Source organism: Streptosporangium sp. NPDC051023, from assembly GCF_040689595.1.
In the GTDB taxonomy this organism is placed as follows: Bacteria; Actinomycetota; Actinomycetes; order Streptosporangiales; family Streptosporangiaceae; genus Streptosporangium.
The window spans coordinates 1-19,236 of sequence record NZ_JBFBCE010000129.1 but is presented as its reverse complement, the minus strand read 5'-3'; the positions used below and the strand labels follow the sequence as shown (position 1 = coordinate 19,236).

Annotated in this window: 18 protein-coding genes and 1 pseudogene; 10 read left to right on the top strand and 9 right to left on the bottom strand. The window is 69.8% G+C overall.

The window, feature by feature from the left end:
* Both AB0395_RS44565 and AB0395_RS44560 read left to right on the top strand, forming a co-directional pair.
* Positions 1 to 214, top strand: a 214-nt coding sequence (locus tag AB0395_RS44565; protein WP_366293273.1) for a hypothetical protein, incomplete at its 5' end; no start/stop codon positions are given.
* A 260-nt stretch (positions 215 to 474) separates the two neighbouring features.
* Complete coding sequence (locus AB0395_RS44560; RefSeq protein ID WP_366293270.1) at positions 475 to 1,530, top strand: AI-2E family transporter; 1,056 nt, start codon at positions 475 to 477, stop codon at positions 1,528 to 1,530.
* On the opposite strand, the gene AB0395_RS44555 is transcribed toward AB0395_RS44560, so the two are convergent.
* The gene (locus AB0395_RS44555; protein ID WP_366293267.1) at positions 1,493 to 2,110 is read right to left on the bottom strand and encodes a response regulator transcription factor; all 618 of its coding nucleotides are present in this window, start codon (positions 2,108 to 2,110) and stop codon (positions 1,493 to 1,495) included. The genes AB0395_RS44560 and AB0395_RS44555 overlap by 38 nt on opposite strands.
* Positions 2,107 to 3,273 (bottom strand): sensor histidine kinase, encoded by a 1,167-nt coding sequence (locus AB0395_RS44550; protein ID WP_366293264.1) that lies wholly within the window; start codon positions 3,271 to 3,273, stop codon positions 2,107 to 2,109. The genes AB0395_RS44555 and AB0395_RS44550 overlap by 4 nt, the downstream gene beginning before the upstream one ends.
* Positions 3,274 to 3,412: 139 nt before the next feature.
* On the opposite strand from AB0395_RS44550, the gene AB0395_RS44545 reads away from it, so the two are divergent.
* The 3 genes from AB0395_RS44545 to AB0395_RS44535 all read left to right on the top strand — a co-directional run bounded on the left by AB0395_RS44545 (position 3,413) and on the right by AB0395_RS44535 (position 5,904).
* The gene (locus AB0395_RS44545) at positions 3,413 to 4,408 is read left to right on the top strand and encodes an FtsX-like permease family protein (RefSeq protein WP_366293261.1); all 996 of its coding nucleotides are present in this window, start codon (positions 3,413 to 3,415) and stop codon (positions 4,406 to 4,408) included.
* Positions 4,405 to 5,103: an ABC transporter ATP-binding protein gene (locus AB0395_RS44540; protein ID WP_366293258.1), complete on the top strand. Its 699-nt coding sequence runs from the start codon at positions 4,405 to 4,407 to the stop codon at positions 5,101 to 5,103. Before AB0395_RS44545 ends, AB0395_RS44540 begins: the two co-directional genes overlap by 4 nt.
* Positions 5,104 to 5,238: 135 nt before the next feature.
* A complete protein-coding gene (locus AB0395_RS44535) occupies positions 5,239 to 5,904 on the top strand; it encodes a helix-turn-helix transcriptional regulator (protein WP_366293255.1) in 666 nt (221 codons plus the stop codon).
* A 314-nt stretch (positions 5,905 to 6,218) separates the two neighbouring features.
* Here AB0395_RS44535 and AB0395_RS44530 read toward each other — a convergent pair whose 3' ends face one another.
* From AB0395_RS44530 to AB0395_RS44515, 4 genes and pseudogenes are all read right to left on the bottom strand, one after another.
* The gene (locus tag AB0395_RS44530; RefSeq protein WP_366293253.1) at positions 6,219 to 6,998 is read right to left on the bottom strand and encodes an arylamine N-acetyltransferase; all 780 of its coding nucleotides are present in this window, start codon (positions 6,996 to 6,998) and stop codon (positions 6,219 to 6,221) included.
* Between the two features lie 183 nt (positions 6,999 to 7,181).
* Positions 7,182 to 8,039, bottom strand: coding sequence for a PhzF family phenazine biosynthesis isomerase (locus AB0395_RS44525; protein ID WP_366293250.1), 858 nt, complete (start codon positions 8,037 to 8,039; stop codon positions 7,182 to 7,184).
* A gap of 47 nt (positions 8,040 to 8,086) precedes the next feature.
* Positions 8,087 to 8,313: pseudogene (locus tag AB0395_RS44520) on the bottom strand (AAA family ATPase); the annotation flags it as partial.
* A 24-nt stretch (positions 8,314 to 8,337) separates the two neighbouring features.
* Positions 8,338 to 9,759: a hypothetical protein gene (locus tag AB0395_RS44515; RefSeq protein ID WP_366293247.1), complete on the bottom strand. Its 1,422-nt coding sequence runs from the start codon at positions 9,757 to 9,759 to the stop codon at positions 8,338 to 8,340.
* 126 nt (positions 9,760 to 9,885) lie between these two features.
* Between AB0395_RS44515 and AB0395_RS44510 the strand changes: the two genes are divergently transcribed.
* Entirely contained in the window at positions 9,886 to 10,137 is a 252-nt protein-coding gene (locus AB0395_RS44510; RefSeq protein ID WP_366293245.1) for a LapA family protein, read from the top strand.
* Here the strand turns inward: AB0395_RS44510 and AB0395_RS44505 are convergent.
* The gene (locus AB0395_RS44505) at positions 10,094 to 11,293 is read right to left on the bottom strand and encodes an MFS transporter (RefSeq protein ID WP_366293242.1); all 1,200 of its coding nucleotides are present in this window, start codon (positions 11,291 to 11,293) and stop codon (positions 10,094 to 10,096) included. The two genes, AB0395_RS44510 and AB0395_RS44505, sit on opposite strands and share 44 nt — an antisense overlap.
* Before the next feature lie 50 nt (positions 11,294 to 11,343).
* Between AB0395_RS44505 and AB0395_RS44500 the strand changes: the two genes are divergently transcribed.
* The 4 genes from AB0395_RS44500 to narI are packed head-to-tail and all read left to right on the top strand — an operon-like array spanning position 11,344 to position 17,857.
* Positions 11,344 to 14,907 carry a nitrate reductase subunit alpha gene (locus tag AB0395_RS44500; protein ID WP_366293239.1) on the top strand — a complete coding sequence of 1,188 codons (3,564 nt, stop codon included), beginning with the start codon at positions 11,344 to 11,346 and terminating at the stop codon, positions 14,905 to 14,907.
* Complete coding sequence (gene narH, locus AB0395_RS44495; protein WP_366293236.1) at positions 14,908 to 16,548, top strand: nitrate reductase subunit beta; 1,641 nt, start codon at positions 14,908 to 14,910, stop codon at positions 16,546 to 16,548.
* Between the two features lie 5 nt (positions 16,549 to 16,553).
* On the top strand, positions 16,554 to 17,135 hold the full coding sequence (gene narJ, locus AB0395_RS44490) for a nitrate reductase molybdenum cofactor assembly chaperone (RefSeq protein ID WP_366293232.1): 582 nt from the start codon (positions 16,554 to 16,556) through the stop codon (positions 17,133 to 17,135).
* A complete protein-coding gene (narI, locus tag AB0395_RS44485; protein WP_366293229.1) occupies positions 17,132 to 17,857 on the top strand; it encodes a respiratory nitrate reductase subunit gamma in 726 nt (241 codons plus the stop codon). Before narJ ends, narI begins: the two co-directional genes overlap by 4 nt.
* 71 nt (positions 17,858 to 17,928) lie before the next feature.
* On the opposite strand, the gene AB0395_RS44480 is transcribed toward narI, so the two are convergent.
* Complete coding sequence (locus AB0395_RS44480; RefSeq protein WP_366293226.1) at positions 17,929 to 19,056, bottom strand: glycoside hydrolase family 19 protein; 1,128 nt, start codon at positions 19,054 to 19,056, stop codon at positions 17,929 to 17,931.
* Positions 19,053 to 19,236: hypothetical protein (locus AB0395_RS44475; protein WP_366293223.1), on the bottom strand; the 184-nt coding region annotated here is incomplete at its 5' end. The genes AB0395_RS44475 and AB0395_RS44480, both read right to left, overlap by 4 nt.

Sequence of the window (19,236 nt, the reverse complement as noted above, 5' to 3'; positions counted from 1 at the left end):
ACACATCGTGTGGTTGGGACGGGTTGTGCTTCATGCACTGGCTTTTAACACACTGTTGAGTTCTCAAGAAACGGACGCGTTCACCATCCGCCCGAACTTTTCTATCCGGAGCTTCCGGGGCGTTTCGTTTCGTTCATTTCGTTGTGTCTTTATTCTTTCAGACCCGCTTTTTCGTGTCAAACCGATCCGAGCGGATCCATTTGATTCGATCTAGCTTGTCTGAGAGGAATTCAGACTGCCCCGTCTCCGGAGCAACCCTTCAAACTTACTCCAACATCCGGCTCTTGTCGAACCGATTCCCATCAGGACGCACGCGTCCCACCGGGGGAATTTGATCAGAAGGGGGTCCCGAGGCCTTGGCGATCTCCGCCAACCCCCTCGGGCCTGTGAACTCTATGTACGACGTCCGCCCCCGTCAAATCGGTGACTGCCCCGGTGGAGACGTGTTTCTCCCCATATGGGTAGAGATTCGATATGACAGAGCAAGGCCGAGTTCCTCGGGCCCTCGTCGTGCTGCTCTGCGCGGCGAGTGCCGTAGTCACGCTGGCCGGCATGAGAGAGGTCGGGTCGATCATCGGACCCGTCCTTCTCGCGCTGGTGCTCGTCCTGGCGGTCGCCCCCGTCAGAACCTGGCTGGAGAGGCGTGGAGCGCCCGGCTGGACGCTCGTCGCGGTTCCCCTGACACTGGTACTGCTCCTGCTGCTGGGCATAGTGGCGATCCTCACCTACTCGGTCGCCCAGATGACGACCCTCGCCTCGACGTACAACCAGCAGTTCGAACAGTTCCTCACCCAGGTACAGCAGTTCGCCGCACGTCTCGGCATCGGTCCCCAGCAGATGAGCCAGGCGATCAAGACGCTCGATCCCGGCAAGATCTTCGGGCTCCTCGGCGGCTTTGCCTCCGGGCTGCTCGGGGTTTTCTCCAGCCTGGTGCTCATCGTCGTCCTGGTACTGGCCATGTGCCTGGACGCCCGGGCCATCTCGCTGATCCTGTCGTCCGGCACGGCGCAAAAGCGCCCCGCGCTCATCAGGGCCCTCAGCGGGTTCGCCCACAACACCCGCCGATACCTCGTGGTCTCGACGGTGTTCGGGCTCGTCTGTTCGGTGCTGGACATCATCGCGCTGTCGGTGCTCGATGTCCCGCTTCCAGTGCTCTGGGGCGTTCTGGCACTGTTCACCAACTACATCCCGAACATCGGCTTCGTCATCGGGCTGATCCCGCCCGCGCTCCTCGGCCTCCTCCAGGGCGGCCCCAAGACCATGGTCCTGGTGATCGCCAGCTACATGGCGATCAACTTCGTCATCCAATCGCTCATCCAGCCCAAGTTCCTCGGCGACGCCGTGGGCCTGTCAACGACCGTGACGATGCTGTCCCTGCTGCTGTGGGCGTTCGTGCTGGGCCCGCTCGGGGCGCTGCTCGCCATCCCGCTCAGCCTGCTGGCCCGCGCCCTGCTGGTCGACAGCGACCCCGACGCGGAGTGGGCCGCCGCCCTCATCTCCGGAGAAGTCCCCGACGCCGGGCGACCGTGACCGCACCGGTACGGTTGTCCACCTCCAGCTTGGCGTAGATGTGCACCAGGTGACTCTTCACCGTGGCCTCGCTGATGAACAGCTCACGGGCGATCCGCCGGTTCGACAGACCGTCCGCGACCAGCGCGACGATCTCGGCCTCCCGAGGGGACAGCGACGCCCGTGGCGACCGCATCCGGGTGACCAACCTGGCCGCGACCGGCGGGGCAAGGATGGTCTCTCCCCTGGCCACCGCACGGATGGCGTCGAGCAGGTCGTCGGTCGGGGCGTCCTTCAACAGGTAGCCCGCCGCCCCGGCCTCGACGGCGGCGAAGATGTCGCCGTCGGTGTCGTAGGTGGTCAGCACCAGCACCCGGGGCGGATTCTGCAACTGCCCGATCAGCCGAGTGCTCTCCGCGCCCGACATGCCGGTCCCCAGGCGCAGGTCCATCAGCACGACGTCGGCGCGGGGCGCGAGCCGTACGGCCTCCTCTCCCGTGGCGGCCTCGCCGATCACGGTCATGTCGGCGGCCTGGTCGAAGACCGCGCGCAGTCCCTTGCGGACGACGGGGTGGTCGTCGGTGAGCAGCAGGCGGATCACGGCGCGGGCGGGGCCGCGGGCGACGTCACGGGCGGGACGGCGAGCGGCGACGTGACGGACGAGGCGACGGGGAGCGTGACAGCCAGGGCCGTACCGAGCCACGGGGTGGATTCGACGCTGACGGTGCCACCGAGTTCGGCGGCCCGCTCGCGGATGAAGCCGAGACCGTTGCCCGAGCGGGTCCGCGGGTCGAACCCCCGCCCGTCGTCGACGATGTCCATGGCCACCTCGTCCTCCATGTAGGTCAGCGTGAGCGCGGCCCTGTTCGCCTCGGCGTGCCGGGAGACGTTGGCGAGGCCGCCCTGGGCGATCCTGAGCAGCGCGATCTCGGCCCCGCGGGACAGTGGGTACGGCTCCCCGTCCACCTGGAAGGCGGCTCCCTCCCGCGTGCAGAGGCGTCGCAGCGCCTCCTCGAGAGAACCGAGGGAGCCATCCAGGCCGGGCGGGGTCAGGGCGTGGACGAAACGGCGGGCCTCCGCGAGGTTGTCCTCGGCCGCGCGCAGCGCCTCCCCCACGTATCCCGAAGGGTCGGGCGAGGTGGCGCGGAGCAGCAGGACGATGCTGGACAGGCCCTGCGCGAGGGTGTCGTGGATCTCCCGGGCCAGCCGCTGGCGCTCGGCGAGCACCCCGGCCTCGTGCTGGGTGGCCGCCAGCTCGGCGCGCGTGCGGGTCAGCTCGTCGATGAGCGAGCGGCGACGTTCGCTCTCCCGGTACAGGGCCGCGTAGCCGGTGACCATGATGACCGCGACCACCGCGCCGATCACCGGTCCGACCACCTGGGCCGGGTTGAGCGCACTCTCGTGTACGGCGAGCGTGCCGACGGCGGCCAAGGTGAGGGCGATCACGGCCGGGACTCCGGCACGCGGCGGAAGCAGGTGCAGGCAGAGGAAGAACAGCGGGAAGGCCAGCCAGACGAAGTCCGTGGTGAGCAGGCCGAGTGCCGCCCAGAGCAGGGTGAGAGCCGCGAGCCAGGCCAGCGACGCCGTACGGCGCCTGCCGAGGGGGAGGCCCGCCGCGTAGACGGCGCCGAGTAGGACGCCGCCGGACAGCGTCGCCCACGATCCGGACACTCGGACCAGGCCGACCACGAGCAGCACGGAGAACACGCCGTGCAGGCCGTACCGGAGCAGCCGCATGGCGGGAACCTCGAACCTCCCTGTCATATGCCCAGGTTAGAAGGGGTGTGAGGGTGACTCGCATCCATCCTTCGGTTGATTCGCCCACCGACCGGAGTCGCGATGCCCGTCGCCCGCGGGAGCGACGAGCCTGAGGAGGTCAAGAGGCAAGCGACCGGAGACACACTTGTTCATCGCACTGAGAGACATCCGTTTCGCCAGGGGACGATTCGCCCTCATGGGGTCCGTCGTGGCACTCATCACCCTGCTGGTCGTCCTGCTGTCAGGACTCACCGCAGGACTCGCCGGAGAGAACATCTCCGCTGTCGAGAACCTGAGAGGCGACCTGATCGCGTTCGGCGGCGAGAAGACCTCCTTCTCCGACAGCACGGTCACCGAGGCCCAGTGGAAGGGCCTGGGCGGGCAGCCGCTGGGGATCGTCCAGACCAGGCTGGGCCACGACGGCGCGAACCAGGCGGTCGCGGTCTTCGGCTCCGATTCCCTCGCGCCGGCGCGGCAGGCGGACGGCGAGCTGATCGTGTCGCCGGACCTCGGCCTGGCCGCCGGGGACACCGTGACGATCGGCGACGGGAAGTACCGAGTCACCGGGATCGGCCCTGACGACTCCTACGGTCACACCCCCGTGGTGTGGTCCACGCTCGCGGACTGGCGGCGCGTCGCGCACGCGCGGCCGGGCACCGCGACCGTGGTCGTGCTGAGCGGCGGCGTCCCCGCGCGGACGCTGGGCACGCATCCGGTGACCAAGGAGGAGTCACTGGCCGGAATCGGCTCCTACACCTCGGAGAACGGCTCGCTGAGCCTGATGCGGGGGTTCCTGTTCGTCATCTCCGCGCTGGTCATCGGGGCGTTCTTCACCGTGTGGACGGTCCAGCGGCAGGGCGACATCGCCATCATGAAGGCGCTCGGCGCCTCGGGGGGCTACCTGATGCGCGACGCCCTGACGCAGGCGCTGATCGTCCTGGCGGCGGGCTGCGGGATCGGCGGGGCCGCCGGGCTGGGAGCCGGAGCGCTCGCGGAGCGGGTCATGCCGTTCGTGCTGAGCCTGTCGACGACCCTGGTGCCGGTGCTGGCCATGATCGTCCTCGGTATGGCGGGGGCTCTGCTCGCCGTACGCCGCATCACCTCCGTCGACCCGCTGATCGCCCTGGGGAGTGCCCGATGAGCCTGGAACTGACCGATGTGCGCCTCACCTACGCCGATGGCGACACCACACTGGTCGCCCTCGACGACGTGTCGCTGACCGTGGGGCCCGGCGAACTGGTCGCGGTGGTCGGCCCTTCGGGGTCGGGAAAGTCCAGCCTGCTGGCCGTCGCGGGCACCCTGCTGCGGCCCGACTCCGGGCGGGTGATCGTCGGCGGGAAGGACGCGTCGGGGCTCGGCGACGGTGAGCGTACGGCGTTGCGCAGGGAGCGGATCGGGCTCGTCTTCCAGCAGGCCAACCTGATCGCCTCGCTCACCGCGCTCGAGCAGCTGCTGGCCGTTGAGCACATGCGGGGTGGCGTCTCCGGTGAGGCCCGGGGCAGGGCGACCGGTCTGCTGCGCGCCGTGGGGCTCACGGGCCGGGAGGGGCGGCGTCCGCACCAGTTGTCCGGCGGCGAGCGGCAGCGGGTCAACATCGCCCGCGCGTTGATGGGAGACCCGGCGGTGTTGCTGGTCGACGAGCCGACCTCGGCGCTGGACCACGCCAGGGGCGCGGAGATCGTGAAGTTGCTGGCGGAGCTGACCGGGGAGCGAGCCGTGGCGACGCTTCTGGTCACGCATGACATGGCGCAGCTCGGTCATGCGATCCGGGTGACGGAGATGGACGACGGACGTCTGACGGAACGGGCGCGGGGGGCACTGGAGGCACTGCCCTAGCTCAGCCGGGTTATCGCCTCTGGCCGAAAGATGAGCGGGGGTGGGGGTTCCGGTCCTGGTTCAGGCTCTCGCCCCCGGCCGGAAGAGGGGCGACCGCGGGAACGAGCCCGGAGGTTCCGGTCTTAGCCTGGGAGCATGTACCGCGAGTTGGCCCCGGACACAGCGCTCGCCGGGCGGGTGGCCTGTGTCTGGACGCACCTCGCCACCTCGTCCTCGACGCAGCTGGTGGTTCCCGACGGCTGCGTCGACCTGATCTGGGGACCCGACGGGCCGCATGTCGCCGGGCCGGACACGGGGCCGATGCCCGTGCGGATGGCCCCGGGTGACCGCTACAGCGGCATCCGTTTCCGGCCCGGCGCGGTTGGCGAGGTGTTCGGCGTGCCGGTCGAGGCCCTGCGGGACGCCCGGGTGCCGTTGGCGGAGCTGGGCGTGCTGCCGAGTCTGACGCCCTGGACCATGCAGAAGGAGCTGGCCGTACGGCTGCGCGAGACACCCGATCCCGATCCCGCGGCTCCCGCCATCGCCGAGGCGCTGCGGGCGGGCAGGAGCGTCGGGCAGGTGGCCTGGGATCTCGGGCTCGGCGAGCGGCAGTTGCACCGCCGGTCGCTGCGGGCCTTCGGGTACGGACCGAAGACGCTGCAGCGGGTAGTGCGGTTCCAGCGGGCGCTGCGGCTGGCCAGAGACGGGGTCGCGGCCGCCGAGGTCGCCCTGGCCAGTGGATACGCCGACCAGTCGCACATGGCCAACGAGGTCAGGCGGCTGGCCGGGGTCTCTCTGGGCAGACTTCTCGGACATTCGTAGCGGCACGCGCCATCGACGGGCGCCGAACCGCCCCGCGCCACTACCCGCCGTACCGGCGCCGTGAACGACACCGGGCTGGCAAAAGAACCGGACGCAGGGGGGATGGGGCAGACGTGTCGGGGCGGTGAAGACGAACCCTGCAGTGCGGCGGGAATCGCCAAAACGGACATGCGAGAGGCGGGCCAGGCCTCCTCCGGGCGCCCGGCCTGCCCTGCGGATGGCACAGGCACACTGTCCAAATCAGGACCGAAACGGACATGTGTGAAGCGGAGAAGTGGGACGGGGCCCGCCGGAACGGGCATGTGAGAGGCGGATCAAACCTCCCCCGAGTGCCCGGGCCGCCCGGCGGACAGCACGGGCACCCTGTCCAGCTCGATGCCGAAATGGTCACGGTAGGCGGCGAGGACTTCGGCGTCGGTGGTCAGGGGAAGTTCCTGCCGGCCGTCCCGGGTGGTGCGGACGAGCAGCCTGCCGGTCAGGGTGAGGCGTCCTTCCTCGGTGAGGAGGGAGCAGACGAGCGAGCGGGCGAAGTGCGACGTGGGGGAGGTCTGCTGCCACCAACAGGTCGCCTCGTAGTCGGCCAGGGCGCGTGGCCGCTGTTCGAGACGGTACTGGGGCTCGCCGTCCTTCAGCACGTCGAGGTCGCCCTCGTCGGTCTCGGTGAGGCGGAAGACCCCACCGGAGTCGGACTGGTCGGTGCGCAGGTCGAGACGGAGCGGGCGGTGGGTGAACCTGCCGAAACCGACGTCGACGAGCCAGGGATCGGGAGCGTCGACCCGCAGCGCCATGTGGTCGAAGGGCGGCCCGAGGGAGCCGTCGGCGAACACCCTGGCGGCCATCAGGGTCACCCGGTAGCCCAGCGAGCGGAGCAGGGCCGCGAAGGCCCCGTTGAGCTCGTAACAGAAGCCGCCCCTGCGCCTGCCGACGATCTTGTCGATCAGGGCCCGCTCTTCGAGCACGATGGGCTCTCCGAGATGGATGCTCAGGTTCTCGAACGGAACCGTCAGCAGGTGACGCCGTTGAAGCTCGTGGAGTGACTCGGCGTCCGGGCGAGGCGGGCGGGCCGCCCCGATCCGCTTCAGGTATTCGTCCATGGAGAGATTCACTCACACGGCGCCCCCCTCCTTTAATCCGGACTCGTCCGGTGAGGAATCCCGGGGCGGGAGATCACCGGTGGACCCTGGGGCCGGAGGTTCCAGAGGCAGGCGTGCCCGGTGCGACCGCTTACCTTCACCGTGTCCGTGATCTTCCCCGCACCGGTACGGCGAGCGGTGAGGTTAACAGGAGGGCGTGTCCAGGGGGACGGCGCCGCCGCCGACTCGGGTGCGGCCGTCCTCCGAGGCGATCGAGACCTTCAGCGTGCTGGGCCGCCCCATGTCCACTCCCTGGATGACCGTGAACTCGGCGGAGCCGGTCCCCAGCACCCGGAGGTAGCCGCCGAAGGCGGCGGCCGCGGCCCCGGTCGCGGGATCCTCGACCACTCCTCCGATCGGAAACGGGTTGCGGGCGTGGAAACGCCGGTCGCTCTCGCGCCAGAAGAGGTTCACGGTCGTCCAGCCGTGCCGGGTCATCACCGACCGCAGCGCGTCGAAGTCGTAGTCGAGGTCGGCGAGCCGCTCTCTGGAGGCGGCGGCGAGCACGAGGTGTTCGACTCCGCCGAAGGCCACGTGTGGCGGGAACGCCGGGTCGAGGTCGTCGCGCGACCAGCCGAGCGCGACGAGCGCCTCGTCGAGTTCGTCCTCCCCTGCGGGGCGGGAGCGGGTGGGCACGCTGGTGAGCGTGGCACGAAGCGTGTCGTCGTCGATCTCGGTGTCCACGGCGATCTCGCCCGCGTTGGTCTCGAACAGCAGTTGCCCGATCCCGAGCCGTTCGGCCAGTACCACGGCGGTGGCGATCGTGGCGTGCCCGCAGAACGCGACCTCTGCCTCGGGGGCGAAATATCGCACCCGGAACACGCGACGCTCATCGTCGCGGGCGGTCACGAAGGCCGTCTCCGAGTATCCGACCTCCGCCGCGACGGCGAGCATCTCGGTGTCGGACAGCTCTGCGGCGTCGAGGACGACGCCCGCGGGGTTGCCCCCTTCGGGGTCGTGGGTGAAAGCGGTGTAGCGCAGAACTTCCACGTTGTTCGTCACAGTCAACCGAACCTAGCAGTCCCTTCTCCTGGCGGCGATCAGTGACTCTGCACCTCGGGCGCGGAGGCGTTGAGCTCATCGAGGAACAGGCAGTACGGCTCGTCCCTGGCGATCGACTCGGGCGGCGCGAACCGGCTGCGCCCACCGACCAGCTCGGGCACTCCAACGAGGTCCTCCGGGGCGAGCTGGGTGCCGAGCATGGTCACGTACTCCAGGCCGAGCGAGGCCGCGAACTCGCGCACCGGCGAGCTCTTGCCGATGCCCGCCGCGCACCCGGTTTTCCGGTGGGCGCGAGGGTTCACGCGGGTGCTGAGGTGACGACGGGGACCTTCGGGATGATCTCCGGGCGCACCGCGGGGGCCTTGGAGAGGCGGCGCCCCCAGGGCATGGCCAGGGCCAGGATCGGCAGCAGCACGATGGAGCACCTGGACCAGACGGAGTGCAGTGCCCACCAGGTGTTGGTGTCGAACTGGGTCATGTAGAGGTAGCCGTACCCCGCCCAGAGGGAGACGCCGATGATGGCGGGCCAGGCGAAGCGGGTCGGTCGGGCGATCAGGAACGGCATGAACCACAGCAGGTACTGCGCGCCGAGGCGGGGCGTGGTGACCATGAAGGCGAGCAGCAGGGCGGTGGTGAGGTCGATCGGGTCGGCGCGGCGCCAGAGGAAGGCGACGGCCAGCATGGTGATGTAGATCAGCCGGGTGCCGAACGTGGCGATCCCCGCGTCGAGTGTCCAGTCGCCGTTGACCAGGATGGCGCTGTAGCCCCACTCGCCGACGATCGGGCGGACGTCTCCCATGATGCGGATGACCTCGGGGATCTGGTCCAGCGAGGTGCCCGCGAAGATGGGCAGGGTGACCAGGAAGAAGACCGGCGGGACCGCGGTGGCGACGAACGCGGCGACGCGGGAGCGGAAGGTCGGCAGCAGCAGGAGCATGCCGGGGATCAGCCAGATCGGCCAGCTCTTCGCGCACAGGGCCAGGCCCATCAGCAGTCCGGCCAGCATGGCCCTGCGCATGGAGGCCGTGTCGCCGGGGCCGGGGGTGAGCGCCCCGCGCACCAGGCCGTCGGGCGCGAGGGCGGTGCGCACGACGCCGCCCGGCCTCAGGAGGCTCCGTACGGCGCCGCCGAGGCCCAGGGCCGAGACACGCTGCCTGGTCAGGGTGACCACGTCGACGACGATGCCGGGGCGGTCGGGGTCACCGGGGCCGCGGGCGACCACGAACGCGGCCACGCCGAAGACCAGGGCGACCGGCTCGACCTGACCGTGAACCGAGGCGACGAGGATGGCCAGCGGGTTGCAGGCGTACTGGAAGGCGCGCAGCGACGCCTTCTGGCCGCCCGCGAGCTTGCCGACGAGCGGGATCAGCGCGATGTCGGCGATCACGGTCACGAGCCTGCCGCCGAACTCCCACGGGATTCCCAGCCAGAGCAGCAGACCGTACACGTAGGGGATGGTCGGCAGGAAGTGCCAGCCGCCCTCACTGCCGAGCACGGGGTCCTGGTGGTTCAGAATCGCCACGCCCGCGGGCTTGAAGCTCTCCACGAAGTCCACCGGCTGCCAGGTGTCGATCGCGGAGGTGGTCATGATGAGCACCCGGAATCCGATTCCGACCGCGAGCACGACCAGGAGTGAGGGGCGCCAGCCCCTCCACTGCGCGACCAGAGCGAGCACGACACCTGTGACGAGGACGAACCCCGTGAGAATTGCGTAGTCCATGACGGTAACAGCCTGCCGGAACCTATCGCTTCGTGCCCACCTCGTCTCGAAAACGAGACCAGTCTCTCAGCTTGCGTTGCTCAAAGCAGTATAATTGTTACGAACAGTAGTCATCAGGGGGTGCTCATGGCTTCGACGCCTGAGGGCGGGGCACGGTCGCTCGGGAGGCGGATCGCCGCGGCACCGCCGAGGCTGTGGCTCGCGCTGGTGCTGCTGGTGCTCGGCGCGAGCTTCATCGCACAGAACCGCGCGACCGTCAGGGTCAGGTGGCTGGCCTTCAGCGTGAACTGGCCGCTGTGGCTGGCCCTGCTGGTGGTGATGGTGATCGGCGTGCTCATCGGGCTGCTGGCCCGCCGCCGGTCGGCGAAGCGGAGATGAACGCCTTCCTGGTGTAGAGCAGCGCGGCCAGGGCCGTCAGGGCGAGCAGGGCGTAGCCGATCGTGTAGGCCTGGGTCGCGGAGTAAACAACGCCCATGACCAGCGGCGGGAAGTAACCTCCCAGACCGCCCGCCGCGCCGACCAGGCCGGTGACCGTGCCGACTTTGGACGGCTCGACGAGCTTGGCGACCAAGGCGAAGACGCCTCCGGTGCCGAGCCCGAGGAAGAGGGCCATCAGCACGAAGCAGATGCCCGCGAGGATCTCGGGCGGCGGGTTGAAGGCCAGGACGACCGCCATGACCGTGGTCCCGGCGAACGAGACCAGCAACACCCTGGCCGCGCCGACCCGGTCGGAGAGCGTGCCGCCAACGGGACGGGCGACGACCGCGGCGATCGAGAACCCCGCGTCACGCAGGCCTGCGCCGGTCTGCGTGAAGCCGTAGACGATCTGCAGCAGGGTCGGCAGGTAGGTGGAAAAGGCGACGAACCCGCCGAAGGAGACGGCGTAGAGGAACGCGCACTGCCAGGTCGCCTTGATCCTCATGGCGTCGCGCATCCGGGGCAGCGCGGACTCGGTCGCGGGTTTCCACGCGGGCGAGTTCCGGCTGAACAGCAGCGCCACGACGCCCATGGCGGCCAGCGCGACGGCCATCAGCACGTGGGTCTGCGCCCTGCCGAGCGACTCGACCAGGCGGGGGGTGAGGAACGCCGACAGCGCTGTGCCACCCATGCCCATGCCGAAGACACCGGTGGCGAAGCCGCGCCGCGCGGGTTCGTACCAGGCGTTGACGAACGGGATGCCGACGGCGAAGGAGGTGCCGCCGATTCCGAGCAGGAAGCCCCACAGCAGCAGCCAGCCGTAGGAGTCCGACCAGCCGACCCCGAGCACCGGCACGATGGTGGCGAAGCAGACGGCCGCGAACATGAGCCGGCCGCCGAGCCGGTCGGCGAGCATGCCGACCGGGATGCGGCCGAGCGAGCCGACCAGCACCGGGATCGCGACCAGCAGGGACGTCTGGGTCGGTGACAGGCCGAGTTGCCTGCTGTAGCTCCCGGCCAGCGGCCCGATCAGGTTCCAGGCCCAGAAGGTGATCGCGAAAGCGGCCGTGGCGAGCGCCAGGTTGGCGGTCTGGCCTTTACGAAGTTCATTCGACATGCGTACCCCCCGACATCACAAATGCTAACCACGTGTGATGAACTGCTCACATGGGGTCCGAGGCAGAGGAACTACTCCTCAAGACGGGCCGGTTCTTCAGGAGGGCACCGGAGAGCCGTGACCTGCACACGCTCTACCTGACCGGTGGCAGGGAGGGGGACTCCTTCTACCGGGACCGATGGAGCCACGACAAGGTCGTCCGCTCGACGCACGGGGTGAACTGCACCGGCTCGTGCTCCTGGAAGGTCTACGTCAAGGACGGGATCATCACCTGGGAGACCCAGCAGACCGACTATCCGAGCGTCGGCCCCGACCGCCCCGAATACGAGCCGCGCGGCTGTCCCAGGGGCGCCGCCTTCTCCTGGTACACCTACTCCCCGACCCGGGTCCGCCACCCCTACGCGCGCGGCGTGCTGGTCGAGATGTACCGCCAGGCAAGGCACAAGGGCCTCGACCCGGTCGCCGCCTGGGCGGAGATCACCACCGACCCCGAGCGGCGGCGGAGGTACCAGGGCGCCAGGGGCAGGGGCGGGCTGGTCAGGATCGGCTGGCCCGAGGCGGTCGAGATGATCGCCGCCGCGCACGTGCACACCATCAAGGCGTACGGCCCCGACCGGGTCGCCGGGTTCTCCCCCATCCCGGCGATGTCGATGGTCTCCCACGCGGTCGGCTCCCGGTTCTTCTCGCTGATCGGCGGGACCATGCTGTCGTTCTACGACTGGTACGCCGACCTGCCGGTGGCCTCCCCCCAGGTCTTCGGTGACCAGACCGACGTGCCCGAGTCGGCCGACTGGTGGGACGCCGCCTACCTGATGCTGTGGGGCGCGAACGTGCCGGTGACCAGGACCCCGGACGCGCACTACATGGCCGAGGCCCGCTACCGGGGCCAGAAGGTCGTGGTCGTCTCCCCCGACTACAACGACGCGGCGAAGTTCGCCGACGAGTGGCTGGCGATCCGCCCCGGCACCGACGGCGCGCTGGCCATGGCCATGGGCCACGTGCTGCTGCGGGAGTTCTTCGTCGAGCGGCAGGTGCCGTACTTCACCGACTACGTCACGCGCTTCACCGACCTGCCCTTCCTCGTACGGCTCCGCGAGCGCGACGGCGTCCACGTCCCCGACAAGTTCCTCACCGCCGCCGACCTGGGCGACAGCGGCGAGGGCGCCGCCTGGAAGACCACGATGATGGGCCGGGACGGCGAGCCCTTCGTGCCGAACGGCTCCATCGGCTTCCGCTGGACCGATTCCGGCAGGGGTCGCTGGAACCTCAGGCTGGAGACCGACCCCCTGCTGACCCTGTACGGCAGGCAGTCGGTGGCGGTCGACCTGCCCCGTTTCGACGGTGGGGCGGGGACGATGCGCAGGGGCGTGCCGATCCGGCGGGTCGGCCAGCTCGGCGAGCACATGGTGACCACGGTCTTCGACCTAATGCTCGCCCAGTACGGCGTGGCCAGGCCCGGCCTGCCGGGGACGTGGCCGAGTGGCTACGACGACCCGGCGGAGCCGTACACCCCGGCCTGGCAGGAGCCGATCACCTCGGTCCCGGCGGCCAGGGCGACGCGGATCGCCAGGGAGGTCGCGCAGACGGCGGAGAAGACCAGGGGCCGTTTCATGATCGTGCTGGGCGCGGGGACCACCCAGTGGTTCCACGGCGACACGATCTACCGCGCGTTCCTGTCGCTGCTGATGCTCACCGGCTGCCAGGGCGTCAACGGCGGCGGCTGGGCGCACTACGTCGGCCAGGAGAAGTGCAGGCCGCTGAGCGGCTGGGCGCAGCTCGCGGGCGGGCTCGACTGGGCGAGACCGCCCCGGCAGGTGCCGGGCACGCCGTACTGGTATCTGCACACCGACCAGTGGCGCTACGACCGGTTCGACGCCGGGGACCTCTGCTCCCCGCTGGGGCGCGGCGAGTTCGACGGCGTGAGCACGGGTGAGCTGGTGGCGCGGGCGGTGCGCAACGGCTGGATGCCGATGTCGCCCGCCTTCGACCGTAACCCGCTGGAGCTGGGCGAGGCGGAGGACCCGGTCGAGTTCACCCGGCGGGAGCTGCGGGAGGGCAGGCTGCGCTTCGCCGCCGACGATCCCGACGACCCCCGCAACTGGCCGAGGGTGCTCACGCTGTGGCGCTCGAACCTGCTTGGCTCCTCGGCCAAGGGCAACGAGTACTTCCTGCACCATCTGCTGGGCGCCGAGTCCAACCTGCCCGCCCCCGACCCCGGCGCGCCGCGCGGCAAACTGGACCTGCTGCTCACGCTGGACTTCCGGATGACGTCCACGACGCTGTTCTCCGACATCGTGCTGCCCGCCGCGACCTGGTACGAGAAGCACGACCTCTCCTCGACCGACATGCACCCGTTCGTACACGCGTTCAACCCGGCGATCGACCCTCCGTGGGAGACGAGGACCGACTTCTCCGCCTTCAACGCCATCGCGGAGGCCTTCTCCGAGCTGGCGGCCGAGCACCTGGGCGTGCGCAGGGACGTCGTGGTCGCCACGCCCCAGCACGACACCCCCGGAGAGACGGCGCAGCCGGGAGGGCGGACGCCGGACGGGCCCGTCGTGCCGGACCTGGTCGTGGTCGAGCGCGACTACGGCGCGATCGCGGAGAAGATGGCCTCGCTCGGGCCGCTCGCCGAGAGTAAGGGGCTGCCGGTCAAGGGGATCGTGTTTCACCCCGACGCCGAGGTGACCTGGCTCGGGCAGAGCAACGGGCGCGGCGACGGGCGGGGCCGTACCGGGGTCTCCAGGGGAAGACCGCTGCTGGACACCGACGCCAGGATGTGCGAGGCGCTGCTGGCGCTGTCCGGCGTCAGCAACGGGCGGCTGGCGGCGCAGGGCTTCGCCCAGCTCTCCGAACGTACCGGCGTCGACCTGTCCGGGCTGGCGCACCGCGACCACAGAATCGTCTTCTCCGACACCCAGGCGCGGCCCGTCGCCGTCGCCTCAAGCCCGGAGTGGTCGGGCAAGGAGGCCCACGACCGGCGCTACTCGCCGTTCACGGTCAACGTCGAGCACGACAAGCCCTGGCACACGCTCACCGGTCGCATGCACTTCTTCCTCGACCACGACTGGATGCACGAGTACGGCGAGGCGCTGCCGGTCTATCGCCCCCCGCTGGACATCGCGGCGCTGTACGGCGTGGACGACCAGGTGCGGGACGGGCTCGTGGTCCGCTACCTCACCCCGCACTCCAAGTGGTCGATCCACTCCGAATACCAGGACAACCTGCTCATGCTCACCCTCTCGCGGGGCGGCCCGACGATCTGGATGTCGGTCGAGGACGCCGCGCTGATCGGGGCCGCCGACAACGACTGGGTCGAGGCGGCCAACCGCAACGGCGTGGTCGTGGCCAGGGCGATCGTGTCGCACCGGATGCCCGCGGGAACCGTGTACATGTACCACGTACAGGAACGCGTGGTCGACGTGCCGCTCACCGAGCGGACCGGCCGCAGGGGCGGCATCCACAACTCACTGACCCGGGTGCTGATCAAGCCGACGCACATGATCGGCGCGTACGCGCAGCTGTCGTTCGCCTTCAACTACCTCGGCCCGACCGGTAACCAGCGCGACGAGATCACGGTCATCCGGCGCCGTTCCCAGGAGGTGCGCTACTAGATGAGCAGGATCATGGCGCAGGTCGCGATGGTGATGAACCTCGACAAGTGCATCGGGTGCCACACCTGCTCGGTCACCTGCAAGCAGACGTGGACCAACCGCAGCGGCGTCGAGTACGTCTGGTTCAACAACGTCGAGACGCGCCCGGGGCAGGGGTACCCGCGCCGCTACGAGGACCAGGAGAAGTGGCGGGGCGGCTGGGAGCTCGACCGGCACGGGCGGCTCACGCTCAAGTCCGGCGGGCGGCTGCGCAGAATGCTGAGCATCTTCGCCAACCCGATCATGCCGTCCATCCAGGACTACTACGAGCCCTGGACCTACGACTACGAGAACCTGATCTCGGCCCCGCTGTCGGCGGAAACCCCGGTGGCCCCGCCGCGCTCGCTGATCAGCGGCGAGCGGATGGCCGTGCGGTGGAGCGCCAACTGGGACGACGACCTCGGCGGCGGGCCCGCGCTTGCCTCCGCGGACCCGGTGGTCGAGAAGATCGGCGACAGCGTGCGGCTCGACTTCGAGCGGGCCTTCATGTTCTACCTGCCGCGCATCTGCGAGCACTGCCTCAACCCCGCGTGCGTCGCGGCGTGCCCCTCCGGGGCACTGTACAAGCGCACCGAGGACGGGATCGTCCTGGTCGACCAGGACAGGTGCAGGGGCTGGCGGATGTGCGTCACCGGATGCCCCTACAAGAAGGTCTACTTCAACCACAGGACCGGCAAGGCCGAGAAGTGCACGTTCTGCTACCCCCGGGTCGAGGTCGGGCTGCCGACGGTCTGCTCGGAGACATGCGTGGGGCGGCTGCGCTATCTCGGGGTGATGCTCTACGACGCCGACCGGGTCGTCGAGGCCGCCTCGGTACCCGAGGACGAGGACCTGTACGAAGCGCAGCTGTCGGTGTTCCTCGATCCGCACGACCCGGCGGTCGCCGAGGCGGCGGCGCGCTCCGGCATCCCGGACGACTGGCTCGAGGCGGCCCGCAGGTCGCCGGTGCACGACCTGATCGCGAGGTACCGCATCGCGCTCCCGCTGCATCCGGAGTTCAGGACGCTGCCGATGGTCTGGTACGTGCCGCCGCTTTCGCCGGTGGTGGACGCGCTGGCGGGCAGCGGGCACGACGGCGAGGACGCGGGCAACCTGTTCGGCGCGATCGAGACGCTGCGCATCCCCGTCGAATACCTGGCCGAGCTGTTCAGCGCGGGAGACCCGATCCCGGTGAAGGTCGCGCTGCGGCGGCTGGCCGCGATGCGCGCCCACATGCGCCGGATCAACCTCGGCGAGGAGCCCGACCCCTCGATCGGCACCCGCGCCGGGCTGACCGGCGACGACATCGAGGCCATGTACCGGCTGCTCGCCCTGGCCAGATACGAGGACCGGTACGTCATCCCGACGGCGTACGCGGCGACGCCGGGATCGGTCGAAGAGATTGGCTGCAGCCTCGACTACGAGGGCGGTCCCGGTATGACGGGGCCGTTCGGCGAGGCGTCGGGGGCGCCGGCGCCGGTCTCCGTGGAGAGCTTCCACTCGCTCAGGCAGCGCCAGACGAGCGACGAGGTCACCCACGAGCGCGTCAACCTCCTCAACTGGGACGGCAAGGGCATCCCCGAGGGCATGTTCCCGAAGCGGGAGAAGAAGGACGGGCGGTAAGGGTGATGCGGAGACGCCGGGAGAGCGGCCGGGACGGGGACCGCGTGGTGTGGCAGGCCGCGGCGCATCTGCTCGGCTACCCCGACGAGGGTTTCTGGGAACGGCTGCCGCTGGTCCGCCGGGCGGCGGAGCCGTACTTCGGACCGTTCCTCGCTCACCTCGCGCGGGTCGGACACGGCGACCTGGCGGCGCACTACGTGGAGACCTTCGACCTTCGGCGCCGCTGCTGCCTCTACCTGACCTACTACGCCGACGGGGACACCCGGCGGCGGGGAGAGTCGCTGGCCAGGCTGAAGGTCCGCTACCGGGCCTGTGGGTGGGAGCTGTGCGGGGACGAGCTGCCTGACTACCTGCCGGTCATGCTGGAGTTCGCCGCCCTCGAACCGGACGGAGCCGCCGTTCTGCGGGGCAACAGGGCCGGGCTCGAGCTGCTGCGGCTCGCGCTGCGCGAATGCGGCTCGCCGTACGGGTCGGTGGTCGACGCGGTGTGCGCCACGCTGCCACCCGTCGACGAGGCGGAGCGGGCGACCGTGGCGCGGCTGGCCGGGCAGGGGCCGCCGACCGAGTCGGTCGGGGTCTACCGATGAGCTGGAGCCAGACCGCCTTCTGGGTGGTGACCCCGTACCTGACCCTGATCCTGCTGGTCGGCGGGCTGATCTGGCGGCACCGCTACGACAAATTCGGCTGGACCACCCGTTCCTCCGAGCTCTACGAGAGCAGGCTGCTGCGGATCGCCAGCCCGCTGTTCCACTTCGGGCTGCTGTTCGTGCTGCTCGGGCACCTGTTCGGGCTGGTGATCCCGGAGAGCTGGACCGACGCGGCCGGGATCGGCGAGTCGCTGTACCACGTGAGCGCGCTGGTCGTCGGTGGCGTCGCGGGGGTGTGCACGCTGGGCGGGATCGCCCTGCTGATCTACCGCCGCCGCACGACGGGCCCCGTCTTCCTCGCCACGACCGCGAACGACAAGATGATGTACGTCGTGCTGGTCGCCGCGATCGTCGCCGGGCTCGCGACCACGCTGCTCAGCGCCGCCTTCCAGGCCCACGACTACCGTCAGACGGTCGCGCCGTGGTTCCGCGGGATCTTCGTCCTGCAGCCGGACGCCGCCGCCATGGCCCGCGCGCCGTGGACTTACAGGCTGCACACACTGGTCGGCATGGCGCTGATCGCGCTGTTCCCCTTCACCCGCCTGGTGCACGCCTTCGCCGCTCCGATCGGCTACGTGTTCCGCCCCTACCTCGTCTATCGCAGCCGGGGCGCGGGCGGCCGGCAGGCTGTACGGACTCCCCGTTCGGGATGGGACCGGTGACCCGGGACCGGACCTCATGGAAGGGCCCCTGACCTGCGACCTAGGTCAGGGGCCCGTCCGCCGGACGGCGCTCAGCAGCTAAGGTTGCCGCCCGGAGTCACACCGAGGATCTGGGTGAACCTCTGGTAGTTGTTGATCCGACTCTGGACCTGGCCGGGGTTGCCGCCGTTGCACTCCAGGGCGCCGTTGATGCTGCGGATCGTCTCGCCGAAGCCCGCGCCGTTGACCATCGCGTTGTGCGGCGTCATCGTGCCGGGGCCGTTCTGGGTCATCCAGTACCAGATGCCGGTCTTCCAGGCCACCGCCGGGTCGGTCTGCACCAGGTTGGGATTATGGAGCAGGTCGATGCCCAGGGCGTCGCCGGCCGCCTTGTAGTTGTAGTTCCAGCTCAGCTGGATCGGGCCGCGGCCGTAGTAGGCGGCCTGTCCCGCGGGGCAGCCGTAGGACTGGCTCGCGTCGCAGTAGTGGGGGTAGTTCGAGGTGTTCTGCTCGACCACGTAGACCAGGCCGCCGGTCTCGTGGCTGACGTTGGCCAGGAAGGCCGCCGCCTCCCGCTTCCTGACGGTGTCGCTGCCGGTTCCCGCGAAGGCCGGGTAGGCGCTCAGCGCGTTGACCAGCCCGGCGTAGGTGTAGAAGGAGTTGCGGCTCGGGAACATCTGGTTGAACTGCGCCTCGCTGACCACGAACCCTCCCGGGTTCGGCGTCGTCGACGTCGTCGGGGACGGCGAGGGGGTGGGCGAGGGGGTGGGCGAGGGGGAAGAGGGACGGCAGATGTACGGCGACCAGTACCACGTGCTGATGACGGGGTCGTAGCCCGGGTTGTCGTGGCTGGCCTGGTAGTACCGGCCGTTGGTGTACTTGACGATGTCGCCGGTGACGTACGCCCTGCCCGCGACCCAGTCGGGGTAGTCGCAGCTCGGGTTGGGCGAGGTCGGAGTCGGGGAGGGGCTCGGCGTGCCGCCGCCGCACACTCCCTGGTCCGCCCACACGGCGGCGGTGCCGGGGGTCTCGTTCTGGGTCCACCACTTGGCCGACCAGTTGTGGCTGTTGTAGGAGGCGGTGTTGCCGCCGGTGTAGACCTTCGACGCGCTCCACGGGGCCGCGCAAGCGGCGGCGGAGGCGGAGGTCGTCGGGAGGATGACCGCCAGCGCGCCCGTCACCGCTACTGCGGCGATGGACGCCATGATGCGTAGTCTCATCGCAACTCCTTAAGCGTGGAGACCCGGTCCTTCGGGGCCGGGAGGAAACGCGGCACGACGCCGCAGGTTTCGGTAATGTGTTCGATGGCGGCGATGACCAAGCCGTCACCCGCACGATCGGCTCCACCCTCGCCGCCGGGCCGGCGGAGAGGTGAAACGCCTGCGGAGCTGGTGTAAGAC

Excerpts from the sequence above, each read along its gene's own strand:
- AB0395_RS44480 (WP_366293226.1), bottom strand. The coding sequence starts at position 19,056 with ATGAGACTACGCATCATGGCGTCCATCGCCGCAGTAGCGGTGACGGGC.
- AB0395_RS44560 (WP_366293270.1), top strand. The coding sequence starts at position 475 with ATGACAGAGCAAGGCCGAGTTCCTCGGGCCCTCGTCGTGCTGCTCTGC.
- AB0395_RS44505 (WP_366293242.1), bottom strand. The coding sequence starts at position 11,293 with ATGTCGAATGAACTTCGTAAAGGCCAGACCGCCAACCTGGCGCTCGCC.
- AB0395_RS44535 (WP_366293255.1), top strand. The coding sequence starts at position 5,239 with ATGTACCGCGAGTTGGCCCCGGACACAGCGCTCGCCGGGCGGGTGGCC.
- narH (WP_366293236.1), top strand. The coding sequence starts at position 14,908 with ATGAGCAGGATCATGGCGCAGGTCGCGATGGTGATGAACCTCGACAAG.
- AB0395_RS44510 (WP_366293245.1), top strand. The coding sequence starts at position 9,886 with ATGGCTTCGACGCCTGAGGGCGGGGCACGGTCGCTCGGGAGGCGGATC.
- AB0395_RS44540 (WP_366293258.1), top strand. The coding sequence starts at position 4,405 with ATGAGCCTGGAACTGACCGATGTGCGCCTCACCTACGCCGATGGCGAC.
- narI (WP_366293229.1), top strand. The coding sequence starts at position 17,132 with ATGAGCTGGAGCCAGACCGCCTTCTGGGTGGTGACCCCGTACCTGACC.
- AB0395_RS44550 (WP_366293264.1), bottom strand. The coding sequence starts at position 3,273 with ATGACAGGGAGGTTCGAGGTTCCCGCCATGCGGCTGCTCCGGTACGGC.
- AB0395_RS44515 (WP_366293247.1), bottom strand. The coding sequence starts at position 9,759 with ATGGACTACGCAATTCTCACGGGGTTCGTCCTCGTCACAGGTGTCGTG.
- AB0395_RS44500 (WP_366293239.1), top strand. The coding sequence starts at position 11,344 with ATGGGGTCCGAGGCAGAGGAACTACTCCTCAAGACGGGCCGGTTCTTC.
- AB0395_RS44530 (WP_366293253.1), bottom strand. The coding sequence starts at position 6,998 with ATGGACGAATACCTGAAGCGGATCGGGGCGGCCCGCCCGCCTCGCCCG.
- narJ (WP_366293232.1), top strand. The coding sequence starts at position 16,554 with ATGCGGAGACGCCGGGAGAGCGGCCGGGACGGGGACCGCGTGGTGTGG.